25 protein-coding genes and 2 pseudogenes are annotated in these 26,419 nt (G+C 70.6%); 15 read left to right on the forward strand and 12 right to left on the reverse strand.

The genetic code is table 11. The features are described 5' to 3' along the window. Positions 1–25 precede the first annotated feature (25 nt). A pseudogene (locus C8250_RS04905) lies at positions 26–409 on the forward strand (response regulator transcription factor); the annotation flags it as partial. Between the two features lie 64 nt (positions 410–473). Here the strand turns inward: C8250_RS04905 and C8250_RS04910 are convergent. Together C8250_RS04910 and C8250_RS04915 are read right to left on the reverse strand one after the other, a co-directional pair. Continuing rightward, entirely contained in the window at positions 474–1,241 is a 768-nt protein-coding gene (locus C8250_RS04910) for an SDR family oxidoreductase (RefSeq protein ID WP_198357877.1), read from the reverse strand. Between the two features lie 118 nt (positions 1,242–1,359). Next, entirely contained in the window at positions 1,360–2,766 is a 1,407-nt protein-coding gene (locus C8250_RS04915; protein ID WP_138351413.1) for an RNA polymerase subunit sigma-70, read from the reverse strand. 107 nt (positions 2,767–2,873) lie between these two features. On the opposite strand from C8250_RS04915, the gene C8250_RS04920 reads away from it, so the two are divergent. Next, a complete protein-coding gene (locus C8250_RS04920) occupies positions 2,874–3,653 on the forward strand; it encodes an SDR family oxidoreductase (RefSeq protein ID WP_138351412.1) in 780 nt (259 codons plus the stop codon). A 119-nt stretch (positions 3,654–3,772) separates the two neighbouring features. Here the strand turns inward: C8250_RS04920 and C8250_RS04925 are convergent, their stop codons facing one another. Then, entirely contained in the window at positions 3,773–4,468 is a 696-nt protein-coding gene (locus C8250_RS04925) for an alpha/beta hydrolase (RefSeq protein WP_138351411.1), read from the reverse strand. Between the two features lie 206 nt (positions 4,469–4,674). Between C8250_RS04925 and C8250_RS04930 the strand changes: the two genes are divergently transcribed. Continuing rightward, positions 4,675–4,833 carry a hypothetical protein gene (locus tag C8250_RS04930; RefSeq protein ID WP_164292671.1) on the forward strand — a complete coding sequence of 53 codons (159 nt, stop codon included), beginning with the start codon at positions 4,675–4,677 and terminating at the stop codon, positions 4,831–4,833. A gap of 103 nt (positions 4,834–4,936) precedes the next feature. Here C8250_RS04930 and C8250_RS04935 read toward each other — a convergent pair whose 3' ends face one another. Both C8250_RS04935 and C8250_RS43340 read right to left on the reverse strand, forming a co-directional pair. Next, positions 4,937–5,497, reverse strand: coding sequence for a dihydrofolate reductase family protein (locus C8250_RS04935; RefSeq protein ID WP_138351410.1), 561 nt, complete (start codon positions 5,495–5,497; stop codon positions 4,937–4,939). 187 nt (positions 5,498–5,684) lie between these two features. Continuing rightward, positions 5,685–5,837, reverse strand: a pseudogene (locus C8250_RS43340) (SDR family NAD(P)-dependent oxidoreductase); the annotation flags it as partial. A 63-nt stretch (positions 5,838–5,900) separates the two neighbouring features. Here C8250_RS43340 and C8250_RS43345 point away from each other — a divergent pair. Both C8250_RS43345 and C8250_RS04945 read left to right on the forward strand, forming a co-directional pair. Beyond that, positions 5,901–6,308, forward strand: a complete 408-nt coding sequence (locus C8250_RS43345; RefSeq protein WP_244808972.1) for a hypothetical protein — start codon at positions 5,901–5,903, stop codon at positions 6,306–6,308. Positions 6,309–6,763: 455 nt separating this feature from the next. Next, complete coding sequence (locus C8250_RS04945) at positions 6,764–8,740, forward strand: FUSC family protein (protein WP_138351409.1); 1,977 nt, start codon at positions 6,764–6,766, stop codon at positions 8,738–8,740. 54 nt (positions 8,741–8,794) lie between these two features. Here the strand turns inward: C8250_RS04945 and C8250_RS04950 are convergent, their stop codons facing one another. The 5 genes from C8250_RS04950 to C8250_RS04970 all read right to left on the reverse strand — a co-directional run bounded on the left by C8250_RS04950 (position 8,795) and on the right by C8250_RS04970 (position 14,697). Continuing rightward, entirely contained in the window at positions 8,795–10,339 is a 1,545-nt protein-coding gene (locus C8250_RS04950; RefSeq protein ID WP_138351408.1) for a GMC oxidoreductase, read from the reverse strand. A gap of 68 nt (positions 10,340–10,407) precedes the next feature. After that, positions 10,408–11,967, reverse strand: a complete 1,560-nt coding sequence (locus tag C8250_RS04955) for an APC family permease (protein WP_138351407.1) — start codon at positions 11,965–11,967, stop codon at positions 10,408–10,410. Beyond that, positions 11,964–13,433, reverse strand: a complete 1,470-nt coding sequence (locus tag C8250_RS04960) for an aldehyde dehydrogenase family protein (protein WP_138351406.1) — start codon at positions 13,431–13,433, stop codon at positions 11,964–11,966. The genes C8250_RS04955 and C8250_RS04960 overlap by 4 nt, the downstream gene beginning before the upstream one ends. 315 nt (positions 13,434–13,748) lie before the next feature. Beyond that, positions 13,749–13,940 carry a DUF1059 domain-containing protein gene (locus tag C8250_RS04965; protein ID WP_138351405.1) on the reverse strand — a complete coding sequence of 64 codons (192 nt, stop codon included), beginning with the start codon at positions 13,938–13,940 and terminating at the stop codon, positions 13,749–13,751. Between the two features lie 136 nt (positions 13,941–14,076). After that, positions 14,077–14,697 carry a TetR family transcriptional regulator gene (locus C8250_RS04970; RefSeq protein WP_138351404.1) on the reverse strand — a complete coding sequence of 207 codons (621 nt, stop codon included), beginning with the start codon at positions 14,695–14,697 and terminating at the stop codon, positions 14,077–14,079. Between the two features lie 102 nt (positions 14,698–14,799). On the opposite strand from C8250_RS04970, the gene C8250_RS04975 reads away from it, so the two are divergent. The 3 genes from C8250_RS04975 (at position 14,800) to C8250_RS04985 (ending at position 17,294) form a co-directional block, all read left to right on the forward strand. After that, positions 14,800–14,958 (forward strand): hypothetical protein, encoded by a 159-nt coding sequence (locus C8250_RS04975; protein WP_187144730.1) that lies wholly within the window; start codon positions 14,800–14,802, stop codon positions 14,956–14,958. Between the two features lie 47 nt (positions 14,959–15,005). Next, positions 15,006–15,290, forward strand: a complete 285-nt coding sequence (locus C8250_RS04980) for a DUF4190 domain-containing protein (protein ID WP_138351403.1) — start codon at positions 15,006–15,008, stop codon at positions 15,288–15,290. Positions 15,291–15,587: 297 nt separating this feature from the next. Then, the gene (locus tag C8250_RS04985) at positions 15,588–17,294 is read left to right on the forward strand and encodes an MFS transporter (protein ID WP_138351402.1); all 1,707 of its coding nucleotides are present in this window, start codon (positions 15,588–15,590) and stop codon (positions 17,292–17,294) included. Positions 17,295–17,467: 173 nt separating this feature from the next. On the opposite strand, the gene C8250_RS04990 is transcribed toward C8250_RS04985, so the two are convergent. Both C8250_RS04990 and C8250_RS04995 read right to left on the reverse strand, forming a co-directional pair. Then, entirely contained in the window at positions 17,468–17,743 is a 276-nt protein-coding gene (locus C8250_RS04990) for a DUF2087 domain-containing protein (RefSeq protein ID WP_138351401.1), read from the reverse strand. A gap of 281 nt (positions 17,744–18,024) precedes the next feature. Further along, on the reverse strand, positions 18,025–18,708 hold the full coding sequence (locus C8250_RS04995) for a family 16 glycosylhydrolase (protein WP_138351601.1): 684 nt from the start codon (positions 18,706–18,708) through the stop codon (positions 18,025–18,027). 491 nt (positions 18,709–19,199) lie between these two features. Between C8250_RS04995 and C8250_RS05000 the strand changes: the two genes are divergently transcribed. The 7 genes from C8250_RS05000 to C8250_RS05030 are packed head-to-tail and all read left to right on the forward strand — an operon-like array spanning position 19,200 to position 26,399. Next, a complete protein-coding gene (locus C8250_RS05000; protein ID WP_138351400.1) occupies positions 19,200–20,429 on the forward strand; it encodes a substrate-binding domain-containing protein in 1,230 nt (409 codons plus the stop codon). A gap of 5 nt (positions 20,430–20,434) precedes the next feature. Then, on the forward strand, positions 20,435–21,232 hold the full coding sequence (locus C8250_RS05005) for an ABC transporter ATP-binding protein (RefSeq protein WP_244808973.1): 798 nt from the start codon (positions 20,435–20,437) through the stop codon (positions 21,230–21,232). Continuing rightward, a complete protein-coding gene (locus C8250_RS05010) occupies positions 21,229–21,990 on the forward strand; it encodes an ATP-binding cassette domain-containing protein (RefSeq protein WP_138351399.1) in 762 nt (253 codons plus the stop codon). The genes C8250_RS05005 and C8250_RS05010 overlap by 4 nt, the downstream gene beginning before the upstream one ends. Next, the gene (locus tag C8250_RS05015; protein ID WP_138351398.1) at positions 21,990–22,877 is read left to right on the forward strand and encodes a branched-chain amino acid ABC transporter permease; all 888 of its coding nucleotides are present in this window, start codon (positions 21,990–21,992) and stop codon (positions 22,875–22,877) included. Before C8250_RS05010 ends, C8250_RS05015 begins: the two co-directional genes overlap by 1 nt. Beyond that, positions 22,874–24,034, forward strand: a complete 1,161-nt coding sequence (locus C8250_RS05020) for a branched-chain amino acid ABC transporter permease (RefSeq protein ID WP_138351397.1) — start codon at positions 22,874–22,876, stop codon at positions 24,032–24,034. Before C8250_RS05015 ends, C8250_RS05020 begins: the two co-directional genes overlap by 4 nt. Further along, positions 24,031–24,948 (forward strand): alpha/beta hydrolase, encoded by a 918-nt coding sequence (locus tag C8250_RS05025; RefSeq protein WP_138351396.1) that lies wholly within the window; start codon positions 24,031–24,033, stop codon positions 24,946–24,948. The genes C8250_RS05020 and C8250_RS05025 overlap by 4 nt, the downstream gene beginning before the upstream one ends. Continuing rightward, complete coding sequence (locus C8250_RS05030; RefSeq protein ID WP_138351395.1) at positions 24,945–26,399, forward strand: PHB depolymerase family esterase; 1,455 nt, start codon at positions 24,945–24,947, stop codon at positions 26,397–26,399. Before C8250_RS05025 ends, C8250_RS05030 begins: the two co-directional genes overlap by 4 nt. Positions 26,400–26,419: the final 20 nt, after the last annotated feature.

Raw genomic sequence — 26,419 nt, forward strand, 5'->3', positions numbered from 1 at the left:
TCCGCCGGCCCGCACGGTCACCACCGTGCGGGCCGGCGGATTTCTCCTCAAGGACGCCTCCGGGGTGCAACTCGCCGAAGCCGTCCGCATCGTGTCCGCCGGGGAGGCCTTGCTTTCCCCCGGCATCACCATGCGCCTCATCGCCGAGTTCTCCCGCCAGGGCGGCACCTCGCGGCCGCCCGCGCAGGTGCGGATCGCCGAACTCACCGCGCGTGAGACCGAAGTGCTGGCGCTGGTGGCCCAGGGGCTGTCCAACGCGGAGGTGGCGAAGGCGCTGGTCCTCGCCGAGCAGACCATCAAGACCCATATGGGCCGCATCCTGCAGAAGCTACGGCTCCGCGACCGCACGCAGGCGGCCGTCTTCGCCTACGAGACAGGTCTGGTGACCCCGGGCCGCACCCACCTCTGACCCCCGCCGTCGCGAACGGCGAAGGGTCAGCTGCGGGAGGTCCGTCGGAGGCCGTCGGAGCAGGTCAGCTGGGGAACATTCCGGCGGTGGCGTTGACCCAGGTGCCGGTGATGGAGATCCCGGCGTCGGAGGCGAGGAACGTCGCCAGCGCGGCGATGTCCGCGATCCGCGGCGAGCGCTTCGTCATCCGCATGCTGTCCAGATGTCCGACCAGCCCCTGCACGGCGGCCTCGTCCATACCGGTCGCGCCCGCTGCGGCGAGCTTCTCCGGCGTCAGGCTGTCAGCGACACCGGCGGTCCAGATCCCGCAGACACGGACTCCGGACGGACCGATCTCCTGGGCGAACTGGCGGATCAGCGCGTCCAGCGCGCCGTCGGCAGCGGCGGTGCCGCCCATCATCGGGCTGCCGTTGGCCGACCCGCTGTTCAGCGACAGGATCACGCCCGAGCCCTGCGGCACCATACGGCGGGCGGCCGCCCGCGCCGTGATGAACTGGCAGGCGATGCCCTGCACGACCGGCCGGGTGTAGTCCTCGAGCGTCATGTCCATGAGCGGCACGCCCTGGAAGTCTCCCCTGGGCACGAGGTTGACGGAGATGTCCAGCCGGCCGGCCCGCTCGACGACCGAGGCCGCGTGAGCCTCGACGGCCAGTTCGTCACGGGCGTCGAGCACGTCGTACTCGGCGCCGACCTCGGCGGCGGCCTTCTTCAGCGTCGCCTCGGTACGGCCGACGATGAACACCCGCGCGCCGGCCTCCGCGTATGCCTTGGCAACTCCCGAGCCCAGCGAGCCGGCTCCCCCGTAGACGACCGCGACCTTGTTCTTCAGCATGGTTCTCATTCCCTCGATCAGGGGCGCTCCGTGCGCCCGTCACCCCGTACGACGTACCCGACGCGGAAACTCATCGGTCGCTGCCTCATCGGTCGCCGTCTCATCCCCCGCCGTCTTGTCAGAGGGTCATCGGCAGCCCGAACGCGGTGAACAGGTGCGGCTCGAACGTGGTGATCTCGGCGATCCGCCCCTCCTCCACCCGCAGGACGTCGATCAGCTGGGCCCGGAAGACGCTGGTGCCGGGCCGCTGCAGATAGCCGGCGACCGCGAGCTGGCCGTTGGCGTGCACGGGCAGGTGCCTCCAGTACCCGGCGAACATCGGCGACGCCGGATCCAGGTTCGGCCGGACGAACGCGAAGAGCGCCTCGCGGGTGGTGAACCAGAAGGGGTTCGGGGGCATGGTGAGCACCGCGTCCGCGCGCACCAGCTCGGTCATCGCATCGATGTCGCAGCGGGCGGCGGCCTCCATGTAGCCCTGCAGCAGCGCCATGTCCTCGGCGCTCGGCTCCGCCGCCGTCCAGTCCTCGCGCCGCCCCGGCAGCGCCTCGCGCAGCGCGGACCTGCCCCGCTGGACGGCGCTGTTCGCCGAGGCCAGGCTGCCGCCCAGCAGGTCGGCGGTCTCCTGGGCGGACCAGCCGGCGATGTCACGCAGGATCACGGCCGCCCGCTGCCGTGGCGGAAGCTGCTGGATCGCGGTCAGGAAGACCAGCTCCAGGGTCTCGCTCGCCACCGCCTGCTCGTCCGGCTCGTGCTGGGGTGCGGGTGTCTCGGGCAACTGATCGTCGGGGAAGGGCTGGAGCCACGGCAGTCGCGGCGGCGGAGGCCCGTCACCGGAGTCCATGCCCGGCACGGGCTCGTACGTGGTCGGGCGCCGGTTGTGCTTGCGCAGGAAGTCCAGACAGGCGTTGGTGGCGATCCGGTAGAGCCAGGCCCGTGGATTGCCCACGTCGGCGAGCGTCTCGCGGGCCCGCCAGGCCCGCAGGAACGCCTCCTGGGTGAGGTCCTCCGCCTCGTCGTACGAACCGAGCAGGCGGTAGCAGTGCACCCGCAGCTCCCGCCGGTGCTCCTCGGTGAGCGTGGCGAAGCCCTCCTCGTCGAGAATCGTCACGCGGCCGGGTGTGACGTTTTCCGCGGCTGTGGCGGAAGTCGCCGGTGTTGTCGGTGCCGGTGTTGCCGGTGCCGGTGTTGCCGGTGCCGGTGTCGTCGGTGCCGGTGGCGTCGGTGCCGGTGTTGCCGGTGCCGGTGTCGAGAACTCCTCGCGCGCCTGGCGGGCCAGCCGCCGGAGCTGTGCGAAGCGGGCCGAGAGCGACTCGACGTCGGCGTGGAACGCGAGTGCGGGAGCCAGCCGCAGCCGCCGCACCCGGTCCCCGATATCCGTGACCAGCTCCCCGGCCGGGACCCCGGCCGGCTGCCGCCGCTCCCGGTAGGCGCGCTGCCGGCACGCCTGGGAGCAGTACACCGCGGCCCTTCCGGACCGCCCACCGGCCTCGATCGGCGCTCCGCAGATCTGACACTTCCCCGTCATGCCTCACACCCTAGAGGCCTACCCCCACACCCTCACCGGACTTCACCGCGCCCGATCGAAACCGCCCCGGGCGTCATCCGGGCGGGTGCGCCCTCTAGGGTGCTGGGATGATCTCGCAGGGATATCTCTCCGACCTCTTCTCGCTGGACGGCCGCGTCGCCGTGGTGACCGGCGGAAGTTCCGGCATCGGCCGGGCCGTCACCGGGGCACTGGCCCGCGCGGGGGCGAGCGTCGTGATCGTGGCGCGCCGGGAGAAGGAGCTGGCGGACACGGTCGGTGAGCTGGCTGCCGACGACTGCCGGGCGGCCTGGGTGAGCGCGGACCTGAGTACCGGCGACGGAGTCCGCACGGCGGCCGACGAGGCAGCCGCGGTCTTCGGGGAGCCCGACATCCTCGTCAACTGCGCCGGGATCAACCTGCGGCCGCCGATGAGCGAGCTGGACGACGCGGTGTGGGACACCACGATGGCGGTGAACCTCAAGGCTCCCTTCCTACTGGGACAGCGGTTCGGTCCCGGGATGGCCGAGCGGGGCTTCGGGCGGATCATCCACATCACCTCGCAGCAGGCCCACCGGGCGTTCGTCCAGAGCGGCGCCTACGGCGTCTCCAAGGGGGCGCTGGAGTCGCTGGCCCGGTCGCAGGCCGAGGCGTGGTCGCCGTTCGGCGTCACGTGCAACACGCTCGTGCCGGGGTTCGTGATGACGCCGCTCAACGAACGGCTGTCGTCGGACCCCGAGAAGGTCGCGGCGCTGGCTGCCCGCACGATGGTGGGGCGCAACGGCCTGGCCGAGGACTTCGCGGGCGCCGCGGTGTTCCTGGCGAGCCGCGCCTCCGCCTACGTCACCGGGCAGTCGATCTTCGTCGACGGCGGTCTCTCCGTGCACTGAGCCCGGAGCCGGAACAGGAAACAGGAAGCGGCGCCGGAGCCGGGTCGGGACGCGGTGGTGAACGGGCCGGAACCGCTCCCCGACCCGTTCACCACCCGATCGACGGTCCCCGGTCGCGGTCAGATCCAGCCGTCGAGCGACGCCATGAAGCCGGCGAAGTCGTCACGGTGGATGCAGTGCCCGGCACCCTTGACCGTACGGATCTCGAACCCGTTGGCCAGCAGTTCCTCGGCGGTCTCCGGGCTGATGCACAAGCTGGGATCGGCCAGCTGCACCAGCGACGGCACGACGGCGCTCGCGGGCAGGTATCCGAGGGCGGTGCCCTTCTCGGTGAGCGCGAAGAAGTCACGGTCGAAGAGGGCGAAGCCCGCCAGCTCGGCCGCGACGTCGGCGTCCGACCAGCGCGGATTCATCGTGCGCACGCTGTCGCCGGTCGCGTTCGCGACCATGGCCAGCATGAACGCCGACGCGTTCGGCGGCATGTTCTCCAGCCGGAAGCCCGGGTCCGAGTAGACCGCGCGGGCCGGCCGCAGCCGGTCGGCGGCGAGGGCGAGGGACAGACCGCCGAGCGAGTGGCCGATGGCGACGTCCGCGCCGGTCGGCAGGTTCTCCACCAGGTCGTCGGCCAGCAGCTCGGGCCGGTACTCGCCCCGCGGGCTGAGGCCGTGTCCGCGCAGGTCAGGAGCGATGACGCGGTAGCCGCGGGCGATCAGGTCGTCCTCCACGGCGTGCCAGGTGCGGTAGTCCGACATGCCGCCGTGGATCAGCAGCGCGACCTTGTCGCCGTCACCGCGTTCATGGACGTTGAGCTTCATGATTCTCCTGCCCCGGGCCGTCCCGCGACCCCCTGAGTTACACGTGTAAGCGCACGCTACACCCGACCCCTCCTCCCGCATACGCCGCCTTCCGGCCCTTCGGACGATTTCCAGCAGATCCTGGGCCACCCGCAGATCAGTGGGTCCGGCCGCCCAGCAGCCCGGCCAGCACCTCGGCCTCGCTGATCTCCGGGCGCTTGGTCGCCGTGAGCAGCGTCAGCGGACGGCCCTCGGATTCGGGACAGGTACGCGTCTTCGGCCAGGACCCGCGCGACAACCCCTCGGTGCCGGCCGACATCGGCTTCGTCGCGCTGGCCGCCCTGCTGCTGTATCTCGCGGTCCGCCGCATCAGCCGCGTCGCCTGATCAGGCGTCAGGATCGGACACCGCGAGCAGGGGCCGAGGGACCCCCGGATCGTACGGAGCGACCGGCGGTCCCTCCGCACGGGCGCTCGGACAACGCGCCGCGTCAGGCCCGCTCGTAGCGCAGCAGGACGACTCCGTTACCGAAGGCCTGGGTCTCCACGAGCCGGAGACTCCGCAGGGTGTCCGAGTCCCGGAACAGGGGGTTGCCCTTGCCGATGAGGACCGGATGGACGTAGATGCGGTACTCGTCGACCAGGTCCAGCTTCAGGAACGTCTCCGCGAGATCGGCCCCGCCCACAACCAGGTCTCCGCCGGGCTGCGCCTTGAGTGCCTGGATGTCGTCGGCGACGACCTCCCGCACGATCGTGGTGTTCCAGTCCGCCCGCTCCAGGGTCCGGGAGTACACGATCTTCGGCATGTCCCGCCAGATCCCGGCGAAGTCCACCATGGTCTCGCCGGCCGCGGGGTCCTGGTCCGCGGTCGGCCAGAACTCGGCCATCAGCTGATAGGTGACCCGGCCGCTCAGGAAGGCGCCCATCACCCTGAGCCGGTCGTTGAGGTCGCGGTGCAGTTCCTCGTCGACCTGATGCCAGTCGATCTCGCGGTTCGGCCCCTCGAAGTAGCCGTCGAGGGAGACCGACATCATCAGAACGACTTTTCTCATCGAGGTCCTCGCACCGGCGTCGTCAGGGCAGTAGCGTTCGCGGCACCGGCTTCCGGCGAGCACGGCACCGCCGAGCCGACTGTACGCCGCGCCCTCTCAGACTTCGTTGTTCCACATGCGGAACATGCTGCGTTTCCCGCGCTGGTCGAAGGTCACGGTCCAGAGGTTGGAGAAGGTGCCGAGTTCCGTCGATCATGCGGTTCCACTCGTCGACCTTCAGGGCGCCGAGGGTCGACAGCGGGATGACGCCCGCGTTGTTGACCAGCACGTCGACCCGACCGTGCTGCTCGTGCGCGGCCCGGACGAACGATCGCATGCTCTCCAGGCTGGTCACGTCCAGCTCATGATGGCCGGCGAACGCGCTGGCCGACGCTCTGCTCTCCCCGCAGACCGACCTCGTGACATGATCCGCTCGCTCTCCCACGATCCTGCCGCCCGCGAACTCTTCGCCGACTGGCAGACCGTCGCGAGGGACGCCGTCGATGCGCTGCGGCTTGCCGCGGGATACGACCGGAACGACCCCGCGATCGCCGCCGTCGTCGATGAGCTCCTCGCCGACAGCGAGGAGTTCGCCGCGCTGGGGCACCACCACAACGTCGGCCGCCTGGGCAGCAAGAGCAAGGTCTTCAACCATCCGGACGTCGGCCGGATCGAGCTGACGTACCAGAGCTTCGACGTCCAGAGTGCGCCCGGACAGTATCTGCTGGTCGGCACCGCCGAGCCGGGCAGTGCGAACGCCGACTCCCTCGCCCTCCTCGGTTCGCTGCACGCCGTCGGCCGCACCGGCCCGCCGCGGCCGAACAGCGGCTGAGCCGACCCGGAACTCGATCACCCGTACGAGGGGCGTGCCGGTGCGTCATGCACACGGCGCGTCGTGCACTCGGTGGGGTGAAGGGCGGCCGAGGGGGATTGCCTGTCCGGTACGAGGTCGTTGGTCGGGGCGTGACAGCGATCCAGGAGGCCGGGGTTCCTACCGGCCGGCGGCGGAGGACAGGCGGCAGCACGGCCGAAGAATCGGTTCTTCGTGTGAACGGGCCTCCGATCTTTGCCGCGCTCGCCCTGCAGTGGCACCAGGCCGGGCGCATAGTGCCCGGCCAGCACGACCGCGAGTGGTCCGCACTGGTGGCCGCCGCACCGGGAGCTGGTGGTCACTGACCCGAGCGGGGTGCCGGACTTCCCCCCGGCATCCCGCAAACGGTCCGGGCCGGACCGGGCCCCCGACAGCCCCCGGATCTGCGGCTGCGCCCGGACACCGATAATGGCCCCATGCAAAGCCGCCTCGCCCCGCCCGCCTGGCTGGTCAGGACACTCACCCCGCAGACCGCACCCATCCCTTGGCCCGCCGTCTGCCGCGCCGGCATCGCCATGGCGGCGCCGCTCGCCGTGGGTCTGGCCGCCGGACAGCCGGCGTACGGGGCGCTGGTGTCGATGGGAGCCCTGTCCGGGGTCATCGGCGACACCGCCGACGCCTATCGCATGCGGGTCTTCAACATCGCCGTGCCACAACTCTTCGGCACCCTCGGCGTCATGCTCGGCACCATCGTCTTCGGTCACGGCTGGTTCGCGGTCGGCGCGCTCACACTGATCGCGCTCGTCTCCGGGATGATGTCGACCATCGGCGCGGTGGCCTCCGTCTCGGGGTTGCTGCTTCTGCTGAACTCGGTGATCGGGGCCGGGCTCCCGTTGCCGGGGCCGTGGTGGAAGGCCCCGCTGCTGCTCGCCTGCGGCGGCCTGTTCGTCCTGTTCCTCGCCCTGCTCGCCTGGCCGTTCCGCAGACAGGAACCCGAGCGAGCCGCCGTCGCCGCCGCCTACCGCGCGGTGGCCGATCTTCTCGAAGCGGCGGGCAAGGACACCTACGATGCCAAGCGGCAGGCGGTCACCCAGGCCCTCAACACGTCGTACGACCTGATCCTCGCCCGGCGCGCCCGCGCCCACGGTCGCAGCGGCCCGTTCGTACGGCTGCTGTCCGCGCTCAACGTGCTGATCCCGCTCGTCGAGGCGGCGCCCGCCGCCCATCTGCACGGCGCACCACTGCCCGCCGGAATCCCCGCTGCCGTACGGGACCTGGCCGACGCGGTCGAGACGGGCACCACGGGGAAGCCGGACCTCGGGGCACCCGAAGCGGACGGACCCGCCCGCCCGTCACCCGGCCACCGCCCATCGGCAGGTGCTGCGCAGGCGCCTTCCGAACTGGCCGTCGACGTCGCGCTCCGCCACGCGGCCACCGTCGTGTACGAGACGGGTCCCGACCCGTACAACGTCGACGACCGCCTCGGCCTCCCGGCCGCGCTGCGCATCAGGGCCCGCCGTGCGACGCGCAATGTGCTGCTCTCCGAGGGGTCCTGGCGGTACGGTCTGCGGCTCGCGCTCTGCATCGGCATCGCGCAGAGCCTGGTCTCACTGATCGCCGTGCCCCGCTCCTACTGGGTCGCGCTCACCGTCACCTTCGTCCTCAAGCCCGACTTCGGCTCGGTCTTCTCCCGCGCCGTGCTGCGCGCACTCGGTACGGCGGTGGGCCTGGTCACCGCGGCGGCCGTGCTGAGCCAGGTGCCGCGCGGCTGGTGGGACGTGCCGGTGGTCGTGCTGCTCGCGGCGCTGATCCCGGCCGCGTCGGCGAAGGGATACGCCTACCAGACGGCGGCCATCACCCCGGTGATCCTGCTGCTCTCCGACGTTCTCAACCACCAGGGATTCGCCCTGGTGGTCCCGCGCCTCGTCGACAGCCTCATCGGATGCGGCATCGCGCTGATCGCCGGCTATCTGCTGTGGCCCGAGAGCTGGCAGACCCGTATCGGGGACCGGCTCGCCAGTGCCGTCGACGACACCGCGCACTATGTCGAGACCGCCTTCGGACCGGCCACCGACCATGCCTCACGCACCCGGCAGCGCCGCCGCCTCTACCGTGATCTGTCCACCGTGCGCACGGAGTTCCAGCGCGCCCTGACCGAACCGCCGCCCACCGGCACCCGGGCCGCCGCCTGGTGGCCGCTGGTCGTCGCCGTCGAGCGGATCGTCGACGCGACGACCGCCGCCCGGGTCCGCGTCAACCACGGGGCACCGGACCCCGCGCCGGCCGAGGTCGAAGCCGTCGCGTTCCACCTGCGGGAGCTGGCGGTCGGCGTACGGAGCTCGGACCGGCTGGTCGAGGTCCGCGCCGACCTGGCGGGGGACGAGGAGGGGGTCCTCGCCCCGCTCCGCCAGGAGGTGAGCGCCGCGCGGGCGATCACCTCCCCCGACGCCTGACAGCGCGGTCACACGACTGCGCCGACAGGTGCCGGGGGGTGGCGACTGCCGGGATCAGGATGACTTGATCATGTCGGCGCACTTCTCGCCGATCATCATCGTCGTGATGCACGGGTTGACCGCCGGCAGGAAGGGCATCACCGAGGCGTCCGCCACCCGCAGCCCGGTGACACCCTTCACCCGCAGCTGCGGGTCGAGCGGCGACTCGGGGTCGTCGACCGCGCCCATCCGTACGGTGCCCGCCGGGTGGTAGACCGTGTTGTGGGTCTTGCGGATGTAGTCCAGCAGTTCCTCGTCGGACTTGGCCGCGGGACCGGGGGCCAGTTCCGCACCGGCCCAGTCGGCCATCGGGGACTGCGCGACGATCTCCCGCGCGAGACGCAGCCCGTGGGTCATCACCCGCACGTCGTGCTCGTCGGTGAAGTACCGCGGGTCGACCCGCGGCTTGTCCCGGAAATCGCGGGTCCGCAGCCGGACGGTGCCCATCGAGCGGGCCCGGGAGACGTTCGGGGTGAGACAGAAGGCGTTCTCGGAGGTCGGGTAACCGTAGCGGTAGGTGTTCAGGTCGAACGGCACCTGCCCGTAGTGGAACATCAGGTCCGGCCGGTCCAGGCCCTCCTGGGTGTCGGTGAAGATGCCGATCTCCCACCACTGGGTGGACGTGGCGACCATGGGCTGCTTCGCCTCCCACATGACCAGGCCCTCCGGGTGGTCCTGGAGGTGGGAGCCGACTCCCGGGGAATCGGCGAGGACGTCCACACCGGAGTCCTTGAGATGCCCGGCCGGACCGATGCCCGACAGCATCAGCAGCTTGGGCGAGTCGATGGCCCCACAGGCGACGATCACCTCGCGCCGCGCCCCGACCTCCAGCGAGTGGATGGTGTCGGGCGCCAGGTACTCCACCCCCGTGCAGCGCTTGTCGGCGTCGAACAGCAGCCGCTTGGCCTGCAGGCCGGTGCGCACCTCGAGGTTGGGCCGCTTGCCGAGGATCGGGTGCAGATAGGACACCGACGCGGAGGACCGGGTGCCGTCCTCACGGGCGTTGATCTGGAACCAGTGCGCACCGCGCACCACGGTAGTGCCGGTGTTGAACGGTGTGGTGGGGATACCGGCCGCCGCACAGGCCTCCAGCAGCGCCGTACCGCACGGGTCGTTCGGCGGGACGCTGCGGATGGTGACCGGGCCGGAGCGGCCGTGGTGGTCGCCGGGCGCGTCGTTGGTCTCCAGCCGCCGGTAGAGCGGGAAGCAGTCCGCGGCGCTCCAGCCGGTGCAGCCCAGCGCGCCCCATTCGTCGAGGTCCTCCGCCGGTGCCCAGAAGGCGATGCAGGAGTTGTGCGAGGAGCAGCCGCCCAGCACCTTCGCGCGGGCGTGGCGCATGAAGCTGTTGCCGTTCTCCTGCGGCTCCACCGGGTAGTCCCAGTCGTAGCCGGACTCCAGCAGCCCCATCCACTTGTCGAGTCGCAGGATGTTGTCGTCACCGACGTCGGAAGGTCCGGCCTCCAGGACGCAGACGCTGACGCTCGGGTCCTCGGTCAGCCGGGCTGCCACCACGGCGCCTGCCGTTCCGCCACCGACCACAACATAGTCGAACTCGTCCATGTCAGTTCTTCCTCGTTTCCCAGTGCGTGCTCACGGTGCGGTCCCACGGTCCGGTCGTGCGGCCCGTGTCAGGGCCCGCCGTGGACCGGTGCGGGCTCCGCGCCGAAGGCGTGTTCGGCGAGAACGCCGGTCTTCTTGCGCTGCACGAACCAGTAGTAGACGAAGCCGCCGAGGGCGACAGCTCCGACGAACAGGACACCGCCCCACCGCAGGTACCAGTGCTGGGGGCCGGTGGCGTTGTAGACCTCGGCGCGCGGCCACAGCAGGTTGACGGTCATCGCGGTGCCCCAGAGCACGGCCAGGATGTTGACCGGCAGGCCCCAGCGGCCGAGCGAGAAGTGGTCGGTCGACGGTGTCCACTTCCTGCGCAGCCGCTGCACCAGCATGGGCATGGTGACCAGCAGATACGCGACGTAGATCATGATGATGGCGATGCTGGTGACCACCGAGAAGATCTGCGGCTGGTTGATGTTGACGACCAGGATGGCGATCGCCAGGATCCCGATCACACAGGTGGCCAGCACCGGCGTCTGGAACCGGTGGTGGAGCTTGGCCAGCTTGTGGCCGGCCGGCAGGTTGTTGTCCCGGGCCATCGCGAAGGCCAGCCGCAGCCCCGCGGTCTGCACGGACAGCGCGCACACGGTGATGGCGATGACCACGCACCACAGCACGGCCTGGCCCATCGTTTCGCCGAGCACGGCCTTCACCACGTACTGGAGCCCGTCCACGGACAGCTCCTTCGCGTGCAGATCAGGGGTGGACAGCAGCGCGAAGAGCAGGATCAGCCCGCCGAGGATGAAGGAGGCGATGAGGGCTCGCAGGATGGCCCGCGGAGCGTTTCTGGCCGGGTCGATCGACTCCTCGCCGAGCGAGGAGGCGGTATCGAAGCCGTACATCACGTACGCCGAGGCGAGCGAGGCGGTCAGGAACGCGCCGAAGTAGCCGAGCGTCTGCCCCTGCCCGAGGCCTTCGGTCGTCATGATGGCGCTCGGGCCGCGGGTGATGTGTGCGGCGAGCAGGATCACCAGGACGACCGCGGCGATCAGCTCGATGAACACCCCGGTGGAGTTGATGGTGGCCATCAGCTTCACTCCGAAGGCGTTCACCACGGTGGTGAAGATGATCAGGATCGTGCCCAGCAGCACGGCGTTGGCAGCCGCGTCGTACTTTCCGGTGCCGTCGCCGATGATCTGGAACCAGCTGGAGATCTGCGGGAGCGTCAGCTGGTAGGCGAGGGCCACGGCGGCCAGCGACACCACGGTCGCGACCGTCATCATCCACCCCGCCAGCCAGCCGATGTGCGGGCCGCCGGTCTGCTTGGCCCAGTTGTAGACCGAGCCCGCGACGGGGAAGCGCGCGGCGAGTTCGCAGAAGCACAGCGCCACCATCAGCTGTCCGATGAAGACCATCGGCCAGGACCACCAGTAGGCAGGCCCGCCGAAGCTGACACCGAAGTAGAACAGCTGGAAGGTACCGGTCAGGATGGAGATGTAGCTGATGCCGGCGGCGAAGGTGTGGAAGTTGCCGAGCGTGCGCTTGAGTCCGGGCTTGTAGCCGAGCTCGGTGAGCGCCGCGTCGTTGTCGATCTCGCCCCTCACCGGCTCGGGGGCCGGGCCGGGGGCGCTCATTCGAACCACCGCTGCGGGCGCGCCGCGGTGTTGCGCCAGATGTGCTTGGCCTCCTGGTACTCGGCCAGTCCGGCCGGGCCCAGTTCACGGCCGACGCCGGACTGCTTCATACCGCCCCATTCGGCCTGTGGCACATAGGGATGGAAGTCGTTGATCCATACGGTTCCGACGCGCAGTCGGGCGGCCACCCGGTGCGCACGTTCGCCGTCCTGCGTCCAGACCGCTCCGGCCAGTCCGTAGACGGTGTCGTTGGCGAGCGCGACCGCCTCGGCCTCGTCGCGGAACCGCTCGACCGTCAGCACCGGGCCGAACGATTCGTCGCGGACCACGGACATGCCCGGGGTGCACTCGTCCAGCACGGTCGGCGGGTAGTAGTAGCCGTTGGCCAGCTCCGGGTCCTCGGGCCGCGCACCGCCGCAGCGGAGCACCGCCCCTTCCGCCAGGCCGGCCGCGACATACGCCTCCACCTTGTCGCGGTGCGCGGCGGAGATCAGCGGGCCGGTGCGGGCGTCCTTGTCGAAGGGGCCGCCGAGCCGGATCTCCTGGGCCCGTCGCACCAGCTCGTCCACGAATCTGTCGTGCAGCTCGTCCTGTACCAGCAGTCTGGCGCCGGCCGAGCAGACCTGCCCGGAGTGCAGGAACACCGCCATCAGGGCGAAGTCGACCGCGGTGTCGAACTCGGCGTCGGCGAAGACGATGTTGGGGTTCTTGCCGCCCAGTTCCAGGGCGATCTTCTTCACGGTGGGCGCGGCGGCGGCCATGATGTGCCGCCCGGTGACCAGCCCGCCGGTGAAGGACACCAGGTCGACGCGCTCGTCCGTACTGAGCGGCGCTCCCGCGACGGCCCCGGCGCCGAGCACCAGGTTGGCGACGCCGTCGGGCAGCCCGGCCTCCTTGAGCAGCCCCATCAGGAGGATGGCGGTGTGCGGGGTCAGCTCGCTGGGCTTGAGCACGAAGGTGTTGCCGGCCGCGAGCGCGGGGGCCACCTTCCACGCGGTCTGCAGCAGCGGGTAGTTCCACGGGGTGATCAGGGAACAGACGCCGACCGGCTCGTGCACCACCCTGCTGTCCGTCTCCGGGTTACCGGTGTCGATGACCCGGTCGGTGCCGCCCGAGGCGGCCAGATTGCCGAAGTACCGGAAGCAGTTGGCGATGTCGTCCATGTCGTACTCGCTCTCGACCAGCCGTTTCCCGGTGTCCAGGGATTCGGCGCGGGCGAAGGCGGCCTTGTCGCGCTCGAGCAGGTCGGCGACGCGCAGCAGCAGCCGGCCGCGCTGGGCGGCCGGTGTACCGGGCCAGGGCCCGTTGTCGAACGCCTCGCGTGCGGCGCCCACCGCGGCGGCGGCGTCCTTGGGACCCGCCTCGTCGACGGTGGCGACCAGCTTGCCGTCCGCCGGACAACGGATCTCCCGCACCTGCCGGTCGGAGGCGGCGGTCCACTGGCCGCCGATGAACAGCTCCGGCATGAAGGCTCCTGCAGTTTGTGTTGGGCTGTGCGGTCTTGTGACGGTCTGTTATCCGACACTAAGGCGACCGTCCGGCGTCCGCAGCACACGAGCGGCCAACCGGACGGCATCCCTCCGCGCATCTGTCCGCAAATCCGGAAACCATGCGTAACCCGTGCGGCCTAATCCTCCGTCACCATGGGGCGGGCATACGGAGGCTCCGCCGCAGGTCAGTGCGGCGGAGTCCGGCAGTGCTGGTGGTGCGGGACCTCGGCCCCGGTTTCGGACGGGGCCACGGCTTCGGGCGGGTCCACGCGTTCAAACGGGTCCGCGCGTTCAGACGTGTTGCGGGGCTTCGTCCTTCAGGCTTCCGCGGACCATCTCGCGCAGCTCCGGGGTGTCCGCGTGTCCGTGGACCGACGCGGCGTGCTCGGACGCCGCACGTACGACCTCTTCCTCCTCGCCGGCGATGGTCAGCGTGCAACCGGATTCGCTGGGCATGTCCCGGCAGTCGGCGACCTTACGCATGACAAACCTCCAGTCCGCCCGGGCCGCCGTACCGCCGGCCTGTGGGCACTGGAGCCGAAAGCCATGGGGGCAGGCGCTGGGCTTTATACACCAAATATAGGTATTCCTCACGAAGAACACCAGGTTGCGGACCGTCTCAGGAGTCGAGCCAGTGCCGCCGGCCGAGACTGATGACCCGCAGCTGGCGGCGTGCGGTGGAGGTGATGCGCTCCTCGTCCTCCGGCGTCGCCTCCAGGAACTGGGACGCGGTCGTCACCATGTGGTCCACATAGAGCTCCGCGAGCATCCGCACGTCATCGTCCGTCCAGCCGTCGGAGACGGGCTGAAGGGCGAGGCCGGCGGCCACCTCGTCGGCGAAGTGCGTCAGCTGGGTGGCGATCGCCTCGCGCACCGGACGGACGCCGCCGTGCCGCTCACGGGCGATGAAGCGGATGTGCGGCCGGTGGTCGAGGACATGGCCGGCGATGATCTCCACCGTGCGGTCGATCAGCCGGTCCGGATCCCGCTGCTCGGCCATCGCCGCCTGGATCGCCGAATGCAGGCTGCCGAGCGACTCCTCGACCAGGGCGACCCCGAGATCCGACAGGTCCTGGAAGTGCCGGTAGAACGCGGTGGGCGAGACGCCCACTGCCCGGGTGACCTCGCGCAGCCCGAGACTGCTCAGATTCTGGTGCTCCAGCAGGCCCAGCGCGGCATCGAGAAGGGCCTGCCGGGTCTGCTGCTTACGGGCCTGTCGGACGCCGAGGGTGTGACTCATGTCATTCAGTAAACATCTGTTCTCCGAAATTTGCCAGGGTAGACTCTCACTCAGTGAACAGTTGTTACCCGAATTTCCCAACTCCCCAAGGAGGGACCGCAGATGAGCCTCGTCGTACTCCTCATGGCCATGGGCATCCTGATGGGCGCCGCCGCCCACACCTCGCTCTCGGTCTTCACCATCGCGTCGGCCCTGATCGTCGCCTGGCTGCTGGCCTTCGGCGTCCGCGAGGGCATCGCCCGCGTCCGGAACCACCGCTGACCAGCAGAACCACCCGGTTCCACACCAACCAGCAAGGGGGAAACACCATGAACGCCATCAACACCCAGCTCGCCTCGCCCGCCACGCACTCGACCCGGGAGCGCAAGGACGCCGACGGCATGGCCGTCGCCTCGTTCCTGCTCGGCCTGCCCGGCCTGCTCGTCCTCAACCTCGTACTCGGCCCCTGCGCCATCGCGCTGGCCTGCACCGCACTCGCCAAGGGCACCCAGCGCCGCGGCCGCGCCCTGCTCGGCCTGGCCCTCGGCGTCGCCGACCTCGGCATCCTGCTGGTCATGACGATCGCCAACCACGGCGTGCTCTGGCAGTTCTGACAAACGACCCGGCTGCCGACGACCTGGCGGCCGACCCCCCGGCGGCCGATATACCGGCGGCCCATGACCAGCGACTCCAGGACTCCCTGGCCCCGTTCCTCAGGGGCCGGGTCGGCAGTCCGGAGAGCTGAACTCCGCACCGGCCGGACCCGGCGCTCGACGAGACCGTCGCGCCGTGTCGAACGGGTTCGAATCCTTCGTGCACACATCTAGGCCGTACCGACTGGTCGGTACTACCCTCTGGCCACGCCCTCCGAAGGCGCTCCGCTCGGCACATCCGTATCCAGGAGGAGCCGCATGGCCACGCCCCCGTCGTTGCACGACGACGCCAACGCCGTCCCCGAACCGTCCGCCAGACCCCGGCCCGGCCTCGCCGCCCGCCTGTGGCACCGCGACCTCGCGCACTATCCCGCCACCGGCCGCCGTATGGGGTACCTGGCGATCGTCGTCGTGACCACCGTCGTCCTGTACTACATGCTGTACATCCAGTACGCGGTCGCCACTTCGATCATCGCGCACTTCCACATGACCTACAGCTACTTCATCTGGGTCTCGGTCGTCGGCAACGCGGTGGGAGCCTTCGCATCACTGGCCGCCGGCCTCGCGGACCGCTGGGGGCGGGCCAACATGGTCGTCTACGGGCTGCTGATCGCCGCGCTGCTCGTCCTGTTCGGGCTGCCCAACGCCTCCTCCAAGGGCATGTACCTGGTGCTCTTCACCTGTGTGAGCTTCATCGAGGGTGTCGTCCTGGTCGCCACCCCCGCGCTCATCCGTGACTTCTCCCCGCAGCTCGGGCGGGCCACCGCCATGGGGTACTGGACGATGGGCCCGGTGATCGGCAGCCTCGTCGTCACCACGGTCACCAGTCACACCCTGGACACAGCCAGCTGGCAGGACGAACTGCGGTACTCCGGCGCCTCCGGACTCGTCGTCTTCGTCATCGCGCTGTTCGCACTGCGCGAGCTCTCGCCCGCGCTCCGCGACCAGATCATGGTCAGCCTGCGCGACCGCGCCCTGGTCGAGGCCCGCGCCAAGGGCATGGACCCGCAGGCCGTCCAGCAGGGGCACTGGCGCCAGATGCTCCGGCTGGACGTCGTCGGCTCGGCGTTCGCCATCAGCGTCTACCTGCTGCTGTACTTCGCCGCGGTCGGGAACTTCGTCGTCTTCTTCGCGACCGTCTTCGGCTACACCGAGCAGCGCGCCAACGCGGTGGCCAACTGGTACTGGGCCGCGAACGCCGTCGCCCTGGTGGTGGCCGGCCTGCTGTCGGACCGGCTCCGGGTCCGCAAGCCGTTCATGGTCGTCGGGGCGCTGGGCTCGATCATGGTCACCGCCGCGTTCGCGATGCGTGCCACGCATCCGGGCACCGACTACTACACGTTCGCCTGGCTGTTCATCGGCATCGGCGCCTTCGCCGGGTTCGCCTACGCACCGTGGATGGCGAGCTTCACCGAGACGGTGGAGAGGCACAACCCGGCCGCCACGGCCACCGGCCTGGCCATCTGGGGCTGGATCATCCGGGCCGTCGTCGCGGTCTCCGCCGCCTTCATCCCGGTCCTCGTCACGGCCGTCACCCCGCTGGTCGACCACGGTGCCGAAGTACAGGCGGCCCAGGTCCAGGCGGGCCCGGCCCTCGCCGTGGTCGGCGCGCACCAGGAGCTGTTCGCCGAACTCGGTAAGTTCCCGCCGACCGCCATCCCGCCGGACCTCACAGCACGCGCGGTGAAGGAGGTCGGACCCGCCGACCTCGCGGTGGTCCAGAAGGCGCAACCCCAGCTGCAGTTGCTGCAGGAGTACGGCCCCAAGGTCCAGAAGGCCGCCAAGGACGGCCCCGGCCAGTGGCGCACCTGGTGGTGGGTGTGCGTCGGCGGCCAGGTGCTCTTCCTTCCGTTCATCTTCGTGATGTCCGGACGATGGAGCCCCAAGAAGGCCAGGGAGGACGCCGAGGAGCACCAGCTCGCCGTCGACCGCGAAATGGAAGCCCTCACAGCAGAACGCGCCTGACAGCACCGGCTTCCGTCGGTCCTGAACTCAGTGGTCTCGCCCGCGTCACCGGGAATCCGGTGGCGCGGGCGTTCACTGTCCCGGCCTCCAGCCAGTAGACGTCGAGCGACACAGCATCGCCGTACGCGTGCTCCAGCCGCACGCACTCGCAGCCAGGCGTGCACCGGCCCCGGTCAGTGGACCCGTCGGTAGCTCGCGCCGTCCCTGGTCCGGGCCAGCAGGCCGCCCTCCACCAGATAGCGCCGCAGCGCCGAGCTGTCTTCGTGCACCGTGTGCAGTGCCTCGTTGACCTCTCGCTCGGTGTACTCCCGGTCCCGCTCGAACAGGGTTTCCGTGAGATGGACGAGCAGTTGCTCGCGGCGGGCGGTCTTGCGCGGGATCGCTACCAGTCTCCCGTGGGAGAACAGGCCGGCCACCCCTTGTGACGTGCTCGGATCGTTGTCGGACATGACCGGAAGCCTCCCCCACCCGCCGACCGCCCGGCAAAGTGTTTTCGGGGGCGGCGGGTGGAGGGCCGGATCAACCGGCGTCAGGCTGGTCCGGTCGCATCAGCATTCACCGCGCCATACGAGACTCGTGATGGTGACTCCCGGGGCGAATCCGCGGATCGCGTACTCACCGGGACCGGGGTTGTAGTGCAGGCAGCGGTCCCAGGTCTTGCCGTCGAAGGTCCAGGTGGCCTGAATACGGCCCGGGCAATCCTTTCCATCTCCGTCGATCCCCAGGTCGCTCAGGCGCGCGCGGACGTATGGACGCGGAGGTAGTCGACCTCGTAGGACATGGCCGTCACGTCCGCCTCCGGCGCCGGGTGGTAGCGGCCGCCGCAGACCGAGAGGTTCACGATCAGGTAGGCATGCCAGTTGCGGCCCACGCCCTTCCCGTCGGCGAAGACCCGCGTTCCGTTGACCCACCAGACGACGGATCTCGCACGGAACTCGACCTTCAGATCGACCCAGGCACCGGGATGGATCGACGCGTCGGTGTAGGAGCGGTGGGCGCCCCTGACATGGTTCGACAATTCCAGCAGATCCGGATTGTCGGGGTGGTATTCGAATACGTCGATCTCGTTTCCACCGTCCCGCCACGTCCAGATCGCCGGCCAGGCCCCGATCGCCTCGGGCAGCCTGACCCGGGTCTCCAGAATGTCGCCGGTACGGAGGGTGAATTCCTCCGCACTGCCTTCGGTGGTCAGCAGGCCCGTGTTCCAGTTGCCGTCGGGACGGCGGGTCGCCCGGAACGATCCGCTGCGGCAGTAGTCGGCATCGGGCACGAGGTGATCGAGCTTGTCGTCTCCCGGATTCACCGGCCCGCCGTCCGGATACGCCCACGAATGCCCGGCGACCCACTGCTCCTGCGAGGAGAAGTCGGCCGTGAACCGGAGGTTCCCCTCCGTGGAGCGGGTGTTCCCCTCCATCGGCGGCGGTCCGCCGGGAGCGGGAACGGAATGCTTGGGCCCGAGCTTGTTGGTGAGCCATTCCAGGAGCACCGATCCGCGCTGGTTCACGGTGTCCCTCCTATCGAAATCGAAACTCGAAACTCGAAAACGGAGGCCGTCGTCCGACCCCGGTTGATTCATACGGCGACGGAACAGGACGGAAGGGAAAGCGGGATCGGTCTTTCAACTGGTGTTCATGCTAGGGGAATCATTCCCCGACGCGCCCGGAACGACGCGCGGCACCACCCGTACGATACGACCCGCGTCGGCGGCGTCACGTCCTGCGAATCGGTGCTCGATCCGCCCCGGCGCCACGGTGTCGACATGCTGATCACCAGGACGGTCGTCGACACGCCATGTCTCTCTCCCCCATTCCCGGCACGGCGGGAGGGTGGCTCCTCCACATGTCCGGTGCGGCGCGGCGCTCCTACGGTTTGCGCAACCCATCACCTCTGCGGGAGCCGGTCACCATGCGTTTGCGTACATCGCGCACCACGAGCAGCAGATTCCTCCGGGGGCTGTCCCTGTTGGCCGTCGGCGCGGTGCTGGCCGGGTGCAGTGCCGCGGGAACGGCCGGCGGTCCGGCCGCGGACGGCGCGGATTCCGCCGCCGTCAAAGTGGGACTCGTCTACTCCCGCAGCGGGCCGCTCGCGGCCTACGGGAAGCAGTACCGGGAAGGCTTCACCGCGGGCCTCGCCTATGCCACGCACGGCACCGGCAAGGTCGGCGGCCACTCCGTCGAGGTCACCGAGCAGGACGACGCGGGCGATCCGGCCAAGGCCGTCGCCGAGGCCAAGAGCCTGCTCGGCAAGGGCGTCAGGATCCTGGCGGGGACGACGGACTCGGGAGTGGCCCTGCAGATGGCGCCGCTGGCGGCGCAGAACCACGTTCTGTTCATCAGCGGTCCCGCGGCCACCGACGCGGTGACCGGGATCAACAAGTACACCTTCCGCTCGGGGCGCCAGTCCTACCAGGACATCCTCACCGCCGGCTCGCTGCTCGGGGACTCCCGGGGCAAGAAGGTGACGGTGCTGGCGCAGAACTCCGCGTTCGGTCAGGCCAACGTGGCGGCCGTGAAAGCCGTGTTGGGTGCGGGCGGTGCCCGCGTCGGCTCCGTGCTCGCGCCGCCCGGCGCGGGTGACCTCACGCCGTTCGCCCAGCAGGTGAAGGCCGGCAAGCCGGATCTCGTCTTCGTGGCGTGGGCCGGCGCCTCCGCCCCGGCGCTGTGGACGGCGTTGAACCAGCAGGGAGTTCTGGACGCCGCGAAGGTGGTGACCGGGCTGGCCGGCACCGCCTCGTACCCGGTGTTCGGTCCCGCCGGTGGCAAAGTGTCGTTCCTGGCCCACTACTTCCCCGGCGCGGCCGCCAACCCGGTGGAGACCGCGATGCTCGACGGCATCACGAAGGCGGGCGGAACGCCCGACCTGTTCAGTCCCGACGGCTTCACGGCGGCCCAGATGATCGTGCACGCCATCGAGGCGGGCAGCGCCACCGACACCGCCGCGATGGCGAAGGCGCTGGAGGACTGGACGTTCAACGGGCCCAAGGGCAGCGAGCGGATCCGCGCCCAGGACCACGCGCTGCTGCAGCCGATGTTCACCGCGCAGCTGACGGGGCCGACCGCGGCCGCCAGGCCGCACCTGCTCACGACCCTGCCGATGGCGGCGGTCACGCCCCCGGCCAAGCCGATGGCGGGCTGATCCCAGTGCACTCCACGATCCCCGCACCACTGGGCGCCGACGCGGGGCACGGCACACTCCCCGCTCCGGTGCTCCGGCTCCAGGACGTCGGCTGGACCGTGGGCGGCGCCACCATCGTCCAGGACGTCTCCTTCGACGTGCGCGAGGGCGAGTTCCTCGCCTTCATAGGCCCCAACGGGGCCGGCAAAACCTCGCTGTTCAACCTCATCAGCGGTCTCGTCCCGGCCACCGAGGGCACCATCGAGCTCGACGGTGCCGACATCACCGCCGAGTCCGTGCCGGCGAGGGCCCGGCGCGGGCTCGGCCGTACCTTCCAGACCTCCAGCCTGTGGCCCGCGATGACGGTGGCCGACCACATACGGCTGGCGGCGCAGGCGGCCACCGGAGGCTCCTACCGGATCTGGCGGCGCGCGGCGCGCTACGGGCGGCAGGTCGACGCGGTGCTGGAGCGCACCGGTCTGGCGGAGCGCGCCGAGTCACCGGCGGCGAGCCTGTCGCACGGCGGGAAACGCCAACTCGAGCTGGCGGTGCTGCTGGTCGGGGAACCGCGGCTGATGCTCCTGGACGAGCCGATGGCCGGGGTCAGCGCCGAGGAGGTCCCGGCGCTGACCGACCTGATCCGTTCCCTGCACCGTGACGAGGGGCGCACCGTCCTCATGGTCGAACACCATATGGAGGTGCTGCTGGGCCTGGCCGACCGGCTCGCGGTGCTGCACCACGGCACCCTCCTGGCGCTGGACACCCCGCAAGCGGTGATGGCCGACGCCACCGTGCAGCAGGCCTACCTCGGGGAGGCGCTGTGAACGGATCCGAGACCCCTTTGCTGACGGTGCGTGAGCTGCGGGTCGTCATCGGCGGCAGGCACATCCTGCACGGCGTCGACCTCGATGTCGCCGCCGCCGGGGTGACCGCCCTGCTGGGCCGCAACGGCGCGGGCAAGACCACCACGGTGCGCGGCATCCTCGGACTCGTCCCGCGCACCGGCAGCGTCCTGCTCGACGGCGAGCAGACGATCCGGCTGGCCACCCACACGCTGGTCCGCCGCGGCATCGGCTACGCACCCGAGGACCGCGGGGTGTTCGCCGGTCTCACCGTCGCGGAGAACCTGCGGCTCGCCGAGCGGCGCGGCGCCGGCGAACCGGCCTACGGCCTGGTGCACGAGCTCTTCCCGGAACTGAGGCAGCGTGCCCGGCAGCCGGCCGGCACCCTCTCCGGCGGACAGCAGCAGATGGTCGCGATCGGACGCACCCTGCTCAACGGGAACCGGCTGATCATCGCCGACGAGCCGACCAAGGGCCTCGCGCCCAAGGTCGTCACCGAGGTGGCCCAGGTGCTGGAGCGCGCGGCGCAGGCCGTACCCGTCCTGCTCGTGGAGCAGAACCTCGCCATGGTGCGCCGGCTCGCCGAGCACTGCGTCGTACTGGCGGACGGCCGCACGTCGTACCGCGGCCCCGCCGCCCAACTGCTGGCCGACGCCGACGCCATGCGCCGTCTCCTGGGCGTCGGACGGCACGGCGCGGCACCGGCCGGGGCCGTGCGCACCGAGGAGGGCGGCGTCTGATGTCCACCGTCGTGCTGCTCGCACTCACCGGACTCGGGCTGGGGGCGCTGTACTTCCTCGTCGCGTCGGGGCTGTCCCTCATCTTCGGTCTGATGGACGTCCTGAACTTCGCCCACGGCGCGCTGCTGTCGATCGGCGCCTACGGCACCTGGTGGGCCGCGTCCGGTCATCTTCCGGCAGCCGGGTCCGGCGGATTCGGGTTCGTCCTGGCCGTCGCCTTCGGGACCGCCACGGGGGCCCTGGCAGCCGTGCTCCTCGAACTGGCCCTGATCCGGCCGCTGTACGCGCGTCCCCGTGAACAGGTCCTCGCGACCGTCGGCGTCGGACTCGCGGTTCCGGCGCTGCTCTCGGCGATCTGGGGGGCCGACGCCCGCCCCTTCCCCGGACCGCGGGCGCTGTCGGGCACCTTCGGACTGCTGGGCGCCCAGATCCCCGTCAACCGCCTGGTCCTGACGGGCGCCGCCGTGGTCGTGCTCGCCGCCCTGAAACTCTTCCTCGGCGGCACCCGGCACGGTCTGGTCGTCCGCGCGGGAGTGGAGGACCGGGCCATGGTCACCGCACTGGGCATCGACGTCCGCAGAGCGTTCACGCTGGTCTTCGCCATCGGTGGAGCCGCGGCCGCGTTGGCGGGCGCCCTCGGCGGTCTGTACTTCGGTTCCGTCGACCCCGGCCAGGGCACCTCGCTGCTCATCTTCGCCTTCGTCGTGGTCGTGATGGGCGGCATGGGCTCGATCACCGGCGCCGCGCTGGCCTCGGTCGCCGTCGGCCTCGTCCAGCAGTTCGCCAACTACTACACCACCGCGGGACTCGGCGACCTCGCCGTCGTCGTGCTGCTCGCCGCGCTGCTCCTCGCCCGGCCGCGCGGCCTCACCGGGAGACTCGCGTGACCACCACGACCCAGCCGAAGGACCCCGTTCGCGAGCACTGCGACACCGCTGCCGGCCATGGCCGACGCGGCCGGCACCTCATCCGCTGGTGGCCGGCCGGCCTGTTGCTCGCGCTGCTCGCCGCACCGTACAGCGCACTGCCCCTGCCGGGGTTGCTGGACGGTCCGATCGGCAGCCCCGGCAGTCTCCAACTGCTGGCCCTGTGCCTGGTCTTCGGGGGCCTGGCCACCGGATACGACCTGCTGCTGGGCCGTACGGGACTGCTCTCCTTCGGCCATGCCCTGTACTTCGCCGCAGGCGGTTACGCCACCAATACGATCATGCTGGAGGCCGGGCTGCCGTTCGTCACCTCGGCACTCCTGGCGCTGCTCTTCGGCACGGCGCTGGCCGCGCTGCTGGGAGCGGTCGGGCTGCGGGTGAGCGGCATCGGCTTCTCCATGGTGACGCTGGCGTTCGCCCAGGCCGGGTCGATCCTCGTCGCACGCGACCCGGGCGGCCTGACCGGCGGGGAGGAGGGGCGGGCCGTCCCGGCGAACCGGCTGCCCGCCTCCCTGGTGGGCATCGAACACACCGTCAATCTGTACTGGATCGCCCTGGCCTACCTGGTCGTCACGCTCGCCGCCGTCCACTGCGCGGTGCGTTCGCCCACCGGCCGGGTCTGGGAGGGCATCAAGGAGAACGAGCGCCGGGTGGAGGTGCTCGGGCTGCGGCCCTACGGCTTCAAGCTCGTGGCGTTCACCCTGTCCGGCGCCCTGGCGGCGCTCGGCGGCATCGTCTATCTGCTGCTCACCGGCGGTGCCACCCCGCAGACCACCACGTCGAACTTCACGTTGTCGCTCCTGGTGATGGTGGTGCTGGGCGGCTCCGGATCGCGCTGGGGACCGCTCGTCGGCGGGGTCCTCTACACCTGGGCCGACCACCGCCTCGGCGACCTGGCCGGGTCCGGCGCGGTGGCCGGCCTCCCCGCGGTGCTGCGGGTCCCGCTCTCCCAGCCGCTGTTCCTGCTCGGCACCGTCTTCGTCGCGGTCGTGTACCTGCTGCCCGGCGGTGTGGTGCGGCTGCCGGAACGGGCCCGCGTCACCTGGTCCTCACGAGCCACCGGGCGCACCATGACAGAAGCCGAGCCCGCCGAACGGAAAGAGATCCCCGCGTCATGACGCAGAATCCCACCCCAGCCGTCGAGGCGGAAACGTTCGAGGAGTTCACCGTCGCCGTGGAAGGAGGGGAACTCGCCGTACTGCGCTGGCCGGCCGCCGTGCCCGACGCGCCGGTGGTGATGGCGCTGCACGGGATCACCGGCAACGCCCTGTCCTGGGCGCGCGTCGCCCATCATCTGGCGGGCCGCGTCACCCTGCTCGCCCCCGATCTGCGCGGGCGGGCGGGCAGTGCCGCGCTGCCGGGACCGTACGGGATCGCCCGCCACGCCGATGACGCGGCAGCCCTGATGGCGGCGGTCGGTGCGCCCCGCGTGGTGCTGGCCGGACACTCCATGGGCGCCTTCGTCGCGGCCGTGGCCGCGGTACGCCACCCGGACCGGTTCCCCTCCCTGCTGCTGGTGGACGGCGCGGTGGGCTTTCCGGCACCGCTGGAACTGGCACCCGACGAGCTGATCACGGCGGTCATCGGACCGGCCATGAGCCGTCTGTCGATGACCTTCCCGGACCGCGACACCTACCGGTCGTTCTGGCAGGCGCATCCGGCGTTCGGCGCGTCCTGGGAGCCCTGGGTGGACGCCTACGTCCAGCGCGATCTGGTGGGGCAGGAGCCGGAACTGCGGTCCTCCTGCCGGATCGAGGCGGTCCGCACCGACGGTGTCGACCTGTTCTCCGAGGACGTCCTGGCCGCCGTTCACCAGCTGCCCGGCCAGGCCCGGCTGTTGTGGGCCGAGCGCGGTCTGATGGACGAGCCGCAGGGGCTGTACGACGAGGAGCGGCTGGCCGCGGCCGGCCTGGACCACCCGAACGTCACCCCGCTGAAGCTGGCGGGCACCAACCACTACACCATCCTCATCGGGGACGAAGGCGCCAGGACGGTGGCCCGACACCTCGTGGAACTGGCAGGTTCGTCATGACCGCACCCCGCCTGCGCGGCATCTTCCGACGCCTCACCCTGATCGTCGTTCTCGGGCTTCTCACCGCAGGACTGACGAGCGTGCCGGCTGCCGCGGCGGCCGGCACGTATCAGCAGGTCACCGGCTTCGGCTCCAATCCCGGCAATCTGACGATGTACCAGTACACGCCGGCGAACCTGCCCGCCGGCGCCCCGCTGGTCGTCGCCCTCCACGGCTGTACGCAGACCGCGAGCGACTACCACACGCACTCGGGCTGGCAGAAGTACGCCGACCTGTGGGGCTTCGCCGTGGTCTACCCGCAGACCGGCACGGCCAACAACGTCCTGTCGTGCTTCAGTTGGTTCGACGCGACGAAGGACACCCGCGGGCGCGGTGAGGCCGCCTCGGTGCTCCAGATGGTGAACCACGCCGCGGCGCAGCTCGGTTCCGACAGCCACCGGGTCTTCATCACCGGTCTGTCCGCGGGCGCCGGCATGGCGGCCGATCTGCTCGCCGACTACCCCGAGGTGTTCGCGGGCGGCTCCGTCGACTCCGGGCTGCCCGCCCAGTGCGCCACCACCCAGGCCGCGGCTTCCTCCTGCCAGAACGCCGCCCAGAACCTCACGCCCGCCCAGTGGGGCGACAAGGTCCGCGGCTCCTTCCCCGGGTACACCGGATCGTGGCCGCGCGTCGCGATCTGGCAGGGCACGTCCGACACCACCGTCCGACCGGTGAACGCCACCGAGCTGCGTGACCAGTGGACCGACGTCTGGAGCATCGGCCAGACCGCGTCCAGCACCCGGAACCTGCCCGGCGGCACCACGCTGAGCACCTACAACGACAGCGCGGGCAAAGCCGCCGTGGCGCTGTACTCGATCTCCGGCATGGGCCACGGTCTCGCCGTGCAACCGGGATCCGGCACCGATCAGTGCGGTACCGCCGGCGCCTACTTCCTCGACACCGTCTGCTCCAGCTACTACACGGCCACGTTCTGGGGCCTGGACAGCTCCCCCGGCGGTCCCGGCTCCCTGCCCGCTCCCACCGGTGTCCGGGTCACCGGGTCCACCGGCACCTCCGCGTCACTGGCCTGGAACGCGGTCGACGGCGCGGCCTCGTACACCGTCCGGCGCAACGGTGCCGTCGTGGGATCCACCGCATCGGCGTCGTACACCGACACCGGGCTGTCCGCCGGCACCGCCTACGGCTACACGGTCACCGCGGTCGACTCCGCGGGCGCCGCCGGTGCCGCCTCGGCGACGGTCACAGCGACGACCACCGGGGCCGCGCCCCGGTGCTTCACCACCGACAACTACCACCAGGTCGCGGCCGGGCGCGCCCACCAGAGCGGTGGCTACGCCTATGCCAACGGCTCCGGCCAGAACATGGGCCTGGACAACGTCTTCACCACCCACACCCTCCAGGAGGCCCCGACCGGCTACTTCGTCATCGCCGACGCCGGCTGCCCCGCGTGAAGCCCCGGATCGGCCGCATC

Origin of the sequence: Streptomyces sp. So13.3 (assembly GCF_005860785.2) — a bacterium.
Taxonomy (GTDB): Bacteria; Actinomycetota; Actinomycetes; order Streptomycetales; family Streptomycetaceae; genus Actinacidiphila; species Actinacidiphila fildesensis.

What these genes read in the sequence shown, in the direction of transcription:
- C8250_RS05000 (WP_138351400.1), top strand. Translation starts at nt 19,200, where the DNA reads ATGCGTTTGCGTACATCGCGCACCACGAGCAGCAGATTCCTCCGGGGG.
- C8250_RS04955 (WP_138351407.1), bottom strand. Translation starts at nt 11,967, where the DNA reads ATGAGCGCCCCCGGCCCGGCCCCCGAGCCGGTGAGGGGCGAGATCGAC.
- C8250_RS04975 (WP_187144730.1), top strand. Translation starts at nt 14,800, where the DNA reads ATGAGCCTCGTCGTACTCCTCATGGCCATGGGCATCCTGATGGGCGCC.
- C8250_RS04935 (WP_138351410.1), bottom strand. Translation starts at nt 5,497, where the DNA reads ATGAGAAAAGTCGTTCTGATGATGTCGGTCTCCCTCGACGGCTACTTC.
- C8250_RS04945 (WP_138351409.1), top strand. Translation starts at nt 6,764, where the DNA reads ATGCAAAGCCGCCTCGCCCCGCCCGCCTGGCTGGTCAGGACACTCACC.
- C8250_RS04915 (WP_138351413.1), bottom strand. Translation starts at nt 2,766, where the DNA reads ATGACGGGGAAGTGTCAGATCTGCGGAGCGCCGATCGAGGCCGGTGGG.
- C8250_RS04920 (WP_138351412.1), top strand. Translation starts at nt 2,874, where the DNA reads ATGATCTCGCAGGGATATCTCTCCGACCTCTTCTCGCTGGACGGCCGC.
- C8250_RS04965 (WP_138351405.1), bottom strand. Translation starts at nt 13,940, where the DNA reads ATGCGTAAGGTCGCCGACTGCCGGGACATGCCCAGCGAATCCGGTTGC.
- C8250_RS04910 (WP_198357877.1), bottom strand. Translation starts at nt 1,241, where the DNA reads ATGCTGAAGAACAAGGTCGCGGTCGTCTACGGGGGAGCCGGCTCGCTG.
- C8250_RS05030 (WP_138351395.1), top strand. Translation starts at nt 24,945, where the DNA reads ATGACCGCACCCCGCCTGCGCGGCATCTTCCGACGCCTCACCCTGATC.
- C8250_RS04960 (WP_138351406.1), bottom strand. Translation starts at nt 13,433, where the DNA reads ATGCCGGAGCTGTTCATCGGCGGCCAGTGGACCGCCGCCTCCGACCGG.
- C8250_RS04970 (WP_138351404.1), bottom strand. Translation starts at nt 14,697, where the DNA reads ATGAGTCACACCCTCGGCGTCCGACAGGCCCGTAAGCAGCAGACCCGG.
- C8250_RS43345 (WP_244808972.1), top strand. Translation starts at nt 5,901, where the DNA reads ATGATCCGCTCGCTCTCCCACGATCCTGCCGCCCGCGAACTCTTCGCC.
- C8250_RS04925 (WP_138351411.1), bottom strand. Translation starts at nt 4,468, where the DNA reads ATGAAGCTCAACGTCCATGAACGCGGTGACGGCGACAAGGTCGCGCTG.
- C8250_RS04995 (WP_138351601.1), bottom strand. Translation starts at nt 18,708, where the DNA reads ATGGAGGGGAACACCCGCTCCACGGAGGGGAACCTCCGGTTCACGGCC.
- C8250_RS05015 (WP_138351398.1), top strand. Translation starts at nt 21,990, where the DNA reads ATGTCCACCGTCGTGCTGCTCGCACTCACCGGACTCGGGCTGGGGGCG.
- C8250_RS04950 (WP_138351408.1), bottom strand. Translation starts at nt 10,339, where the DNA reads ATGGACGAGTTCGACTATGTTGTGGTCGGTGGCGGAACGGCAGGCGCC.
- C8250_RS04990 (WP_138351401.1), bottom strand. Translation starts at nt 17,743, where the DNA reads ATGTCCGACAACGATCCGAGCACGTCACAAGGGGTGGCCGGCCTGTTC.
- C8250_RS04980 (WP_138351403.1), top strand. Translation starts at nt 15,006, where the DNA reads ATGAACGCCATCAACACCCAGCTCGCCTCGCCCGCCACGCACTCGACC.
- C8250_RS05025 (WP_138351396.1), top strand. Translation starts at nt 24,031, where the DNA reads ATGACGCAGAATCCCACCCCAGCCGTCGAGGCGGAAACGTTCGAGGAG.
- C8250_RS04985 (WP_138351402.1), top strand. Translation starts at nt 15,588, where the DNA reads ATGGCCACGCCCCCGTCGTTGCACGACGACGCCAACGCCGTCCCCGAA.